We start from the raw sequence: 11,823 nt of genomic DNA, 5'->3' as shown, positions 1-11,823 counted from the left end.
GGGGAAAAGATAGACAAACGAAAAAAAAAAAAAAGAGAAAGTTAGAAAAAATAAATTATTGATACAGTAATAGAAAAAATAGAAGGATTAGTAGATTAAAAGTTGAAGTATAGATAGATATAGAACTGCAATTGGAGGAGTTATATTTATATGGAAAGGATTTTAAAGAACAAGGTCACCAGTGTAATTGTTCATGTGAGTAATCTCAAGTATTCGGCAGAATGGTACAGTAAGTTACTTGGTTTGGAGGTATTGGAAGATCGTTTTAACGGTGGTCCTGTATATTGGATGGAATTAGAAGATTATACTGGATTGATCTTGGATGATGTTCATTGTGCAAACATGAATAGCGGAGGATGGAGTAAAGAAAATGCACCGTTATTCATGTATTGTGCAGATAGTGTTCCACATGCTTATAACAACCTAAAAGAACTAGGAATAAATATTACTCTTAAGATTGAAACGCCCCGTGAAGGACTTTCTTTTTTTAATTTCGAAGACATAGACGGAAATGTTTTTATGGTATGCAATGCAGAAGACCCTTCTCCACCTTTAGAAAAAGTTGTGGCAACACCAGTACATAATAGTATACCAGCTGTATTTGTTAATGTGAGGGATTTACAAAAGGCTGCTGAATGGCATTTGAAGTTATTAGGTCTTGAACAATGTAAACTCTCCTCTAATGAAACCATTGTAGAAATCCAAAGTGAACAAGGTGCGGATATAATACTTAATAATAATCGCTACATAAAAGGCGATACTTATAAAGTACTCTTTATGTTTGAGACAGAGGATATCAATGAAGCGTATTGCTTTGTACAAAGTGAAAAAATTGCTGTTTATACAGAGATCAAGAGATATAAGGATGTTTCATTTTTTACGATACTAGATCCAGATGATCATGTTATTATGATAGGTCAATCTCATCAACTGAGCGAGTGATCGCTAGGGACAGTAGTGTTTTTTTGTGGGATTGAAGTTAATAGGTATCACAATATTTTAAAAAAGCTAAGCTGAAAACTTCTGTAGGAAATAGAAAATACACAATTTGTGAAAAGTATAATTACGAAGGAGATGGATATTCGAGACATTCATTGCCACTGGTTTAGTTGAAAGTCATTTGTACTTTCCGAGATGTAAAAGCCTTCAGGACGACTGTTAAACTTTACGGTCGTCTTTTTGATTTTCTTGAAATTACAAAAATCATATTTAAGGAAGTGCATTTTATAAAATAAATGGTAAAAATTGTATTGAAATAGTTAATTCATAGAGTTAGGTAAACCTCTCTTTTTCTAAACTTCCCTTTCACTTCTACAAAAAATATATCCTATATCCTGAATTATTCATAGAAAATCATTAATTGGCCATTAATGCCTATCTAATAAGTTTTTTTGTTAAATAGTTTTTCACTTGAAAAATGAAAAAAGAACCCATTTCTGATAAGGTTAAAATGCGACTAATAACCACCAGAAAGGATTCTTATAATGGCTACTTTACCGCAATTAACACTAGATTTCAATCGTCAAATTAAATTATCTAATGACGGAGGAGAACTCTCGTCCGATACTGGCGAATTCCTTTTTAGAGAATTCGATGAAAAGGTAGGTTTTTCTTCTACATTGGCACAGTTTTTAAACCTGAAAGACAACAGACGTTACTACGTTCATTCGAATGAAAACTTACTTCGTCAAAAGATTTATCAAATCATTGCGGGTTATACCGAAGATGATGCAGCGGATCAATTGACGAAAGATCCTGTATTTACTCGAATCATCGGTACTGATGCGCTAGCTTCGCAGCCTAGCCTATCTCGTTTCTTTAGACGTTTCGATAACCAATCTATCGAACAGTTAAATCAAGCCAACCAAGAACTGATTGACAAAGTTCATCAATTTAGAGAGTCTAAATCACTCATTTTTGACTTGGATTCAACGCATTCAGATACCTATGGAGATCAAGAAGCTGCAGCTTACAATGCTCATTATGGAACTGTTGGTTTCCATCCATTAGTTGCCTTTGACGGAGTAACAGGCGATTTCCTTAAAGCCAAGCTACGACCTGGGAATGTCTATACCTCTAATGGTGTTGTGGAATTTATACAACCTCTCATTGAACATTACAACGAAAAATTCCCAGAGACTACATCATTTATTCGCGGGGATAGTGGGTTTGCCGTACCTGCTTTGTATGATTTGTGCGAAAAAGAATCGGTTTATTACGTGATTCGGCTCAAATCCAATGCAAATTTGCAACGAATCGCGGATGAACTCCTTCCATCATCTCTACCTTCCGATGTTACGAAGGCAGAATGCTATTATGAAGAAACTATTTATCAAGCCAAATCTTGGGCTAAGCCTAGAAAAGTGATTATAAAATCAGTCCGCTTGGCTGGTGAATTAATTTTCAGCCATTCGTTCTTTGTCACTAATTTAGTAGATGTCTTTTCTCCCAAGGATATCGTTCTTTCTTATCAAAAAAGGGGAACGATGGAGAACTACATTAAAGAAACCAAGAATGGTTTTAGTTTTGATAAAATGAATAGTCATTCTTTCCAAGTAAACGAGGTAAAGATGATGTTGAGCCTGTTAGCCTATAATCTAACCAATTGGCTACGTACTCTTTGTTTTCCAGAAGAACAAAAGAACATGCAAATTGATACAATCCGAACACGAATTATTAAAGTTGCTAGTAAATTAGTAACGTCAGGACGGTCCCTTTACTTTAAACTATCGTCAAGTTTCGTCTACCAAGAATTCTTTTGGAAAGTACTTCAGCGATTCAGAAGCTAAAGCTAGAGTGAACTACCCTAATACCTATTTTTAAAATTAAATGTCAGAACAAGGGAGTAGTCTGCCCAAAAACTGATTATATTCAAGCATTTAATATAAAATCACATCTTAAGTAGCGAAATCAACTTGATAAGTTTCAAGAGAGCAGAAAAATATCTGGTATTGTCTTCATTCATGTATTAACTAGGAAGTATGAATAATTCAGGTATATAATTCTATGTGACTTCAATTTTTTGTAATGAGTATACTGTAAAAAGGGGGAGTAAGGATGATTTTAATTAAAGGAGCAATCATTTATCCTGTGACTTCTAACAAATTAAACAAGGGAGACCTATTGATAAAAAATGGTAAAATTGCAGCCATCTCTCCAAAAATTGAGCAAACGACTTCAATGACTGTGATCCAGGGGCATGGGTTGCATCTTTTACCAGGTTTTATAGATGCCCATACACATCTTGGACTGTATGATGAAGGTACTGGGTGGGCAGGAAACGATGCGAACGAAACAATTGAAGCTACAACACCGCATATTCGTGCAGTAGACGGTGTGTATCCTCTAGATATTGGGTTTAAAGATGCAGTGAAATACGGGGTGACAACCGTTCATGTAATGCCTGGAAGTGCTAATGTGATTGGCGGGACGACTTCCGTCATTAAAACGCATGGTAGAAGTATAAAAAAAATGATGATTAAAGAAAATGCAGGGTTAAAAATTGCTCTAGGTGAAAATCCAAAACGTATTCATAGTCGGTCAACGAACAATGATTCAATGACGAGAATGGGGATTATGGGGATGTTACGAGAAGCATTTAATCAGGCTAAATTTAGTAAGGAACCTAACAACCTAAGAGTAGCACCGCTAGTAGCTGCATTAAAGCGAGAAATTCCTGTTAGAATACACGCCCACCGTGCTGATGATATTTTGTCTGCTGTTCGTTTGGCTGAAGAGTTCAACTTAGATTTAAGAATAGAACATTGTACAGAGGGGCATCTCATTGCTGATGAACTTAGTAGTCATAACTTACATGTTACGGTAGGTCCAACATTGACAAGACGGTCCAAGATTGAATTGAAAAATAAAACGTGGGAAACGTATCGGATTTTAACGGATCATGGAATCCATGTTTCGATTACTACAGATCACCCATACACACCGATTCAATATTTAAATATATGTGCATCATTAGCTGTTCGAGAAGGTTTAGAGGAACAAAAAGCTTTAGAAGGGATTACGATCAATCCCGCACGAAACCTTGGGATTGAGCACAAGGTTGGAAGTCTAGAAGTTGGTAAAGATGCAGATGTAGTTCTATGGAATGAACATCCATTTCACTATCTTGCTTTACCAAAATTGACGATCATTAATGGAGAAATTATTTACAAAAAATAAATAAAAAAATGAGTTCCCTTTTTGGTATAAATCGATTATTATATTAAAAGTGAGTGAGGAAATCTTATTATTTAAAAGTATTTCGATCATATCACAAGCATATTAAGGAATATTAATGAAATAAACAGAAATTCGGCGTTATTTAACTAATTATAAGTGAATGGGAAGGCAATTGGTGCGCCACCAGTTTATACTGGTTCTAGTGGGTTCGATTCCCACCCCGAATTTATCAAACAATTCGAGGGTGGACTGCACTACAAGACTGCCCTCTATATTAAGGAGGGATTCAAATGCTAAGAAAACGCGAACTGTCGGACTGTCATGTGTTATATGATTTGATGATCGATCCTGCTGTTTTTCCATATGTTCGTCAGAAGGCCAACTCATATGATGAGTATTTATTTTTAACGAAACAAACAATTGAGGCTGAGGAACGTGGTGAACTCATTTCACGTACGATTACTGATGAGTGGGGTAATCCAATAGGAACCATCAATTTATTTGATGTTCAAGATGGCACAGGTTTTCTTGGTACTTGGATCGGTAAGCCTTACTTTGGGAAGGGTTATAATCAGTTGGCAAAAGACGCTTTTTTTAGTGAGCTTTTTTTTGAGCTCGACATTCAAACGGTATTTATGAGAATTCGCAAAGATAATATCCGTTCATTAAAAGCTGCACAAAAGCTACCGTATAATATTCTAGCAAACGATATTCGACAAGATGTGTACCAATATATTAATTCAAACGGTCTTGTTTATGATTTATTTCAAATTGAAAAGGATCAATACCACCTTTACAATATTAGAGAACAGAATAGTATAGCAGTTGATGAAAATCATTTGAAAGAAGCCTAGAGAAAATAGGCTAAATTGTTAGATAATTTACCTAATTAGCGTTTTATATAAAAAATGAGCTACTTTTCAAAGGTAGCTCATTTTTATTAGGAATTAATATCATTACCAGAATTTTTTGATTCTTAACATATTCACTTTCTGTTTTACTTTTTACTGATGCTTGTTGCATTCATATTTAAAGCAACTAATTAAACCCTTTATCAAGTTGTCCAGCACCTTCAATGTTGCCAGAAGCTTGATATCCAAGGATTTCCATAGTAGTAGTGCCGTATAACTCCATGCCACCGAATTCAACATTTATTTTTTGTGAATTTCTCCCCTTTTTTATCCACTTTTTATTACCTCTTAGAGATATGTGGTCTCCATTTTATGTGTCCTGATTTAAATCTCGCCCTTCATTTCCAACAGAAGGGGTTTTTTTTCGATTAGTATCATCTAAATAAAAGCGATCAGAAGCTAGTTTGTTTTCAGCATTAAGTAGGGGATGAAGTAGCAGGTGCTATGAGTTTTTTGTCTTTCATACACATAATTTACGCTATGAAAGAACAGCATAAGAAAAATAATCCAAAGATTGTAAGTAAGGAGACCCTAATGCAGCATAAAGAGATTTCTGCTTTTCATGTTATTCTACTATTCATGATGTCAACAGGATTACATAACCATGTAATCATTATTCCTTCTTTAATTGAGGTTGCGGGACGGGATGCATGGGTTGCTATTTTGTTTGCATTCGTTACATATTTTTTCTATATTTTGATCGTTTATTTTATTATACGGAAAACGAAACAGCAAAATTTATATGTTTGGATAAAAGGAAATTACGGGAAACCAATTTCCTCCATTATTTTAATTTTGATTGGTATTTATTTACTAACGATAAGTGCTGTTACATTGAAAGATATGATACTTTGGACAAATATAACATATTTACCTAGAACGCCTGAAATTGTAATTGCTTTGAGTTTTCTTGTTCTTTGCTTATTTATGGCATCGACAACGATACGGACTATTGCGATTGTAAATGGAATATTACTCCCAATTGTCATTTTGTTAGGATTTATTGTAATGTCCGCCAATTTTGCAAAAAAAGATTATTCATTGTTAACTCCTCTGTTTGAACATGGATATGGACCTGCTCTGCAAGGAATGGTTTACGTTGGTTCAGGATTAGTTGAAGTATTCATCATTTTATGTATCCAACATCGAGTGAAAACACGAATTAATTATGTAGCTCTCGTAGTTATTGGATTTCTCCTAACTTGGCTTACTATAGGTCCAACGATGGGTGCAATTGCACTTTTTGGTCCCGAAAAATCTGGGCAAATACGTTTTCCTGCTTTTGAGCAGTGGGCATTATTGTCGATTGGCCGCTTTGTTGAACATGTTGATTTTTTATCCATTTTTCAATGGTTAAGTGGAGGATTTGTTCGAATCTCGCTTGCGTTATTTATAATTATAGATTTACTTCAAGTGAAACAAGATCATAAGAAAAAGTGGCTACTCGGCATTGGTTTATTTATTGCAGCCATCATGTTAATCCCAATAAGCGATATTCAATTTGTAGAACTATTAACAAACTATTTCTTACCTGGTCTTCTCATTTATGTTTTATGCCTTACTGGCGTTATTGGTTTCATTGGTTTAATTCAAAAGAGGAGTTCTATTGAATATGAGAAATAAATCTAGGCTTCATTTTAAAAAAAGATATGTAGAACAAATATCCGTAAAAGATGTAGATGGAACGTCCAATAAAAAAGTAAATGAACAAGAAATAAAAATGGCATTTACAGGAAATGACGATGTTATTTGTAAAGATACTTTTTTTAATACAAATGATGGTCCTATTCGGTCTTTCATGATTTATTGTGAAGGACTTTGTGATACGGAAAAGTTGGCGAAAGAAATTATCCCCGAATTAGAACAAATTTTTAGTAGTTCCAACAAAAAAGATATTGACCATTTGAAATCGGTTATGAATTGGAAAAAAGAAGCTATAAAACCTGAAAAAAACTATGATCAATTAATTACATCGGTCTACGATGGGCAAGTACTTTTCTTTATACCATCCATAGAAACTGCTTATTTGTTTGATATATCAAAGCATCCTCAACGAACGCCTGAAGAAACAACTGCAGAAATATCGATACGAGGAGCAAGAGATGGATTTATTGAAGAAATTCGCGTAAATACAGCGTTAATTCGAAAAAGAGTTCGATCAAAATCGTTAAAATATGAGGAATTTATAATTGGCGCTCGAAGTCAAACAAAAGTTGGGTTGTTTTATATTGATGATATTGCGCCGAAGCATGCGGTAGATGAAATTAAACAACAACTTCAACAAATCAATATTGACGGGTTAATAAGCACAAATCAATTAGAAGAGTTATTAATTCCAAAGAAAACGCGCATCTTTCCGATGTTTCATTATACTGGACGCCCAGATTTTGCGTCAGATTCCCTTCTTAGGGGGCGCTTTATCATATTAGTTGACGGTGCGCCGACTGTTTTAATCGCTCCTTGCAACTTAACTTTATTATTAAAAGCGGCGGAAGATAACGAGTCATATTTTGTTTATAATTCACTAGAGCGGATGTTACGAATTTTTGGGTTACTCATTGCTATCGTTTTACCTGGATTTTGGGTTGCGCTCGTCTCCTTTCATCCAGGTCAACTTCCTTTTATATTAGTGTCGAGTTTAGCTCAAGTCCGTTTAGGCGTACCCTTACCTATAGCAGTGGAAGCAATTATAATGGTTACCATTTTTGAATTATTTCGTGAAGCAGGATTACGTCTTCCAGCGGCGATCGGGCAAATCATTTCGGTTGTTGGTGGTTTAATCATTGGAGATGCAGCAATAAGGGCAGGATTGACGAATCCAGCGATGTTAGTCATTATTGCAACTTCTGCAATCGCGACGTTTAGCCTTGGCAATCAATCTTTTGCGGGTACCATTAGTATATTAAGAATATATGTACTTTTATTAGCTTCGTCATTAGGAATGTTTGGTGTATTCATTGCTTCATTTTCGATTTTATTATACGTAGCACAACTTCGTTCGTACGGTATGCCGTACCTCGCTCCACTCGCTCCTATTCAGTGGAGAGAACTGATTAAAGCAATCATTCGTCCTTCTTTTAAAGCGAATACACAGCGCCCAGCGATGCTTGACATAACGGATAAAGATAAGTCTGAGGGGTAAATATGAATACGAGACAACGTTTTTGCATTCTATTGATTTCACTAGTCGTATTATCTGGATGCTGGGATGCCAGAAATTTGGAGTTAATGTACTTTGCTCATACCGTTTGCTATGATTATAAAGATGGTCAATTTGAAGTGTATGCACAAATATTAAATTTCCAAGCGATGCCAGGTGGTGGCGAAGGGACGCAAGATGGCGGTTCAATGGCTTTTGTTGGGGTTGGAAAAGGTACCACACCTGTAGAAGCGCTGCATGAATTGTTTACTCATACCGATCGGCGTATTTTTTGGGGACATTTATCTTCAATAGTATTTACAGAACAGATATTGCAGCAAAAAGATAGTATTGAGAAAATTTACGATTCCTTTAGTAGGTATGATGAAAATCGCCACACGATATGGGTATTTGGGACAACAACAGACCCCGCTGAATTACTAACAACACCGACTTTACTCAATATGAGTCCAATATTCTCTTTTTTAGGAGAGCCGACGGAGAGTCATCAACAAAGTTCGTTAGTAGAACCACTCCGGCTTCATCGATTTATTTCATTGCTGAATGAGCCAGGTTATACAGCGACTTTCCCCGTGTTAGATACAATAGACGAAAAGTGGTTTGAAGAAGAAAAGAAACCTAACAAAAGTCTAAAAATTGTGGGTGGTGGATTTTTTAATGAAGGTCAATTTATAGGGAATTTATTAGGAGAAGATCTTCAAGGATTCCCATGGATGAATGAGGGTACAGTTAGACGCGCATTAGTTATCAAGATAAATGAACAGCTTAGAGGATCTGTTATCATTCGTGATCCAAAGCCAAAGATTATTCCTACTATTAAAAATGATCAAGTTACATTTAACATAGAAGTTGAGGTTATTGCTAATCCAATCGAAGTCTTTGAAGAGATAACGATACCTGAGGTTGAGAAAGAGGTCGCACGTCTTATAGAAAAAGAAATTCGCCATACATTTGAAAAAGGAGTAGAAATCAATGCAGATGTATTTCAATTAGCACATACTCTTTATAAAAAAGATCCAGAACTCTACAGAAAACATACTCAAGGTCCTAATTCATTTTTAACACCTGAAACTTTAAACGTGGTTAACGTAAATGTGAAAGTGCTTAAATCAGGTAAGGATAAATTAAAATCAATTAACTAGTGGCTTGTTCTTCTCAAAACTTATGCTTTCCAAGTACTTTTTGTGATGAAGGTGTCCTTGTCGCTCGTTTAGCAACTTCAATTACTTTCTTTCATGACTATATTTCTTCAATTAAACTATCGAAAGTTTTACAGCCTGTCATTTTTTGATTATAAATGATCGTTCTCCCTGCTCGACCGATGACATGGACGCAAACAGTGATTTCATTGATTAATGTTTCATAGTTTTTCAATAGTTGAGCATGTTCAGAAGCTGTTGTGTAAATCATTGAAGCCCATCCTTACACTATATTCTGCTTTAAGACAATGTCCTAAATAAAAAATTCTTACATTAATTGTATATGGTATTGAATGAAAATGATAACTTTTTATCGTTCTAATACTAAATTTGGGCAATAAGCAATAAAATTTTTAAAATGAACAAGAAAGAAAAATACTTTTGTAAAAAGAAAAAAATCTACAGTAAAGGAATAAATTTAGCGAAAAAATAATAAAACCTTTTTTTCAAAGCGTTTAATGTTGGCACGGAAATTGCTTAGAAAAGTAAGTATATATAAGGAGGGGTTGTTTATGTCACAAACACAAACACAAACAATCATTGAAAAAACAGAAGAGTTTGGTGCGAGAAACTACCATCCGCTACCAGTTGTAATATCAGAAGCAAAAGGTGCATGGGTGAAAGACCCTGAAGGAAATAAATATCTTGATATGCTAAGTGCTTATTCAGCAGTAAACCAAGGACATTGTCATCCAAAGATTATTGGTGCACTAAAGAAACAAGCTGATCGGATTACATTAACATCTCGTGCGTTTCATAATGATCAATTGGGTCCATTTTATGAAAAAATAGCAAAAATGACTGGAAAAGATATGATTCTTCCGATGAATACAGGTGCTGAAGCTGTTGAAACAGCAGTGAAAGCGGCTCGTCGTTGGGCTTATGATAAAAAAGGAGTTAACGATAACCAAGCGGAAATCATCGTTTGTGAAGAGAACTTCCACGGACGAACAATGACAGCTGTTTCTCTATCCTCAAATGAAGAGTATAAGCGTGGTTTTGGACCGATGCTTCCAGGGATTAAAGTAATTCCATATGGTGACTTAGAAGCATTAAAAGCTGCAATCACACCTAATACAGCTGCATTTATGCTTGAGCCAATTCAAGGGGAAGCGGGAATTCGAATTCCTAAAGAAGGTTTCTTGAAAGAAGCATATGAATTATGTAAACAAGAGAATGTTCTCTTTATTGCAGATGAAATTCAAGCAGGATTAGGGCGTTCAGGTAAATTGTTCGCATGTGATTGGGAAAATGTGAAGCCAGATATGTACATTTTAGGTAAAGCTCTTGGCGGTGGAGTATTCCCTATCTCAGTTGTTGCGGCTAACCGCGACGTACTAGAAGTATTTGAACCAGGTTCTCACGGTTCAACATTTGGTGGCAATCCATTAGCATGTGCGGTTTCAATTGCGGCATTAGAAGTAATTGAAGAAGAAAAACTTGTTGAGCGTTCATTTGAACTTGGTAAATATCTGAAAGAAAAATTAGAACAAATCGATAATCCAATGATCAAAGAGATTCGTGGTAGAGGTTTATTTATTGGGGTTGAACTTACAGATCCTGCAAGAAAATATTGTGAAGCTTTAAAAGAAGAAGGTCTATTATGTAAAGAAACTCATGAAACTGTCATCCGTTTTGCACCGCCGCTTGTGATCAATAAAGAAGATCTTGATTGGGCAATCGAAAAAATTTATAAAGTATTGGGTAAATAATATAAAGTCATATGGAGGATGAGGGAGATATCGGTGGGTGGAGTTTTGGAAAAAATTGAGAATAATGTTCTATCATCAACACTAAAAGTAATTCAGAAACAGTAAGTAAATGAATATATAGTTTTTAAACATCCCTATTCGGATTCCAAGTAGGGGTGTTTTTCTTATAGGAACTATGGGAATGTTAAACCAATTAAAGGTAGTTATTAATATTAAATGTAAATTGGAAGAGCAAAAGTAGAAGTTAGATCTCTTAAACTCCAGTTACTGGAAAAATTTTAAACTAAAACACATTTTAGAGATAAATATTTCGATTAAAAGGAAATGGATTAGTTTAAAACAGAAATTAGAGCTTAAATTTCCCATAAAAAGGAATGAAGTGGATCTAAACTAAAAATTAGAGCTTCTCATTTCCAGTAATAGGAAGCCGCAGTTGTAAAGCTTTAAGTTTTCCTTAATCCCTGTAGGACGCACTGTAAATTGAAGTATCTGGATAAATCGATTAACTTTAATAAATTTTAACTATAAATTATCCCCAAATTGTACCAGGATTTTTGACTTTAAAATAAGAGCACAAAACCAATTTCGTGAAAGTTTTAGTAACTTGAGTTATACTTTTATTGAGGCTGTATTCGTAAAATAAGTTGCTGACTTTTTATGGT

9 protein-coding genes are annotated in these 11,823 nt (G+C 34.9%); 8 read left to right on the top strand and 1 reads right to left on the bottom strand.

Going from position 1 to position 11,823, the window contains the following annotated elements:
• The first annotated feature begins 150 nt into the window (after positions 1 to 150).
• The 7 genes from BK574_RS07960 to BK574_RS07930 all read left to right on the top strand — a co-directional run bounded on the left by BK574_RS07960 (position 151) and on the right by BK574_RS07930 (position 9,392).
• Positions 151 to 942: a VOC family protein gene (locus BK574_RS07960; protein WP_078428217.1), complete on the top strand. Its 792-nt coding sequence runs from the start codon at positions 151 to 153 to the stop codon at positions 940 to 942.
• Positions 943 to 1,484: 542 nt separating this feature from the next.
• On the top strand, positions 1,485 to 2,789 hold the full coding sequence (locus BK574_RS07955; protein ID WP_078428216.1) for an IS1380 family transposase: 1,305 nt from the start codon (positions 1,485 to 1,487) through the stop codon (positions 2,787 to 2,789).
• A 268-nt stretch (positions 2,790 to 3,057) separates the two neighbouring features.
• Complete coding sequence (locus BK574_RS07950) at positions 3,058 to 4,179, top strand: amidohydrolase (protein WP_078428215.1); 1,122 nt, start codon at positions 3,058 to 3,060, stop codon at positions 4,177 to 4,179.
• A 290-nt stretch (positions 4,180 to 4,469) separates the two neighbouring features.
• Positions 4,470 to 5,033 (top strand): GNAT family N-acetyltransferase, encoded by a 564-nt coding sequence (locus tag BK574_RS07945; protein ID WP_078428214.1) that lies wholly within the window; start codon positions 4,470 to 4,472, stop codon positions 5,031 to 5,033.
• Positions 5,034 to 5,624: 591 nt separating this feature from the next.
• Positions 5,625 to 6,713 (top strand): GerAB/ArcD/ProY family transporter, encoded by a 1,089-nt coding sequence (locus BK574_RS07940; protein WP_158211589.1) that lies wholly within the window; start codon positions 5,625 to 5,627, stop codon positions 6,711 to 6,713.
• Positions 6,703 to 8,232: a spore germination protein gene (locus BK574_RS07935; RefSeq protein ID WP_078428212.1), complete on the top strand. Its 1,530-nt coding sequence runs from the start codon at positions 6,703 to 6,705 to the stop codon at positions 8,230 to 8,232. Before BK574_RS07940 ends, BK574_RS07935 begins: the two co-directional genes overlap by 11 nt.
• A gap of 2 nt (positions 8,233 to 8,234) precedes the next feature.
• A complete protein-coding gene (locus tag BK574_RS07930) occupies positions 8,235 to 9,392 on the top strand; it encodes a Ger(x)C family spore germination protein (RefSeq protein ID WP_078428211.1) in 1,158 nt (385 codons plus the stop codon).
• A gap of 97 nt (positions 9,393 to 9,489) precedes the next feature.
• Here the strand turns inward: BK574_RS07930 and BK574_RS27425 are convergent, their stop codons facing one another.
• Positions 9,490 to 9,660: a hypothetical protein gene (locus BK574_RS27425; RefSeq protein WP_158211588.1), complete on the bottom strand. Its 171-nt coding sequence runs from the start codon at positions 9,658 to 9,660 to the stop codon at positions 9,490 to 9,492.
• A 301-nt stretch (positions 9,661 to 9,961) separates the two neighbouring features.
• Between BK574_RS27425 and BK574_RS07925 the strand changes: the two genes are divergently transcribed.
• A complete protein-coding gene (locus BK574_RS07925; RefSeq protein WP_078428210.1) occupies positions 9,962 to 11,161 on the top strand; it encodes an ornithine--oxo-acid transaminase in 1,200 nt (399 codons plus the stop codon).
• The last annotated feature ends 662 nt before the right edge of the window (positions 11,162 to 11,823 follow it).

The organism is Alkalihalobacterium alkalinitrilicum (assembly GCF_002019605.1).
Classification (GTDB): Bacteria; Bacillota; Bacilli; order Bacillales; family Bacillaceae_F; genus Alkalihalobacterium; species Alkalihalobacterium alkalinitrilicum.
This window is presented reverse-complemented; position numbering and strand designations above follow the sequence as displayed.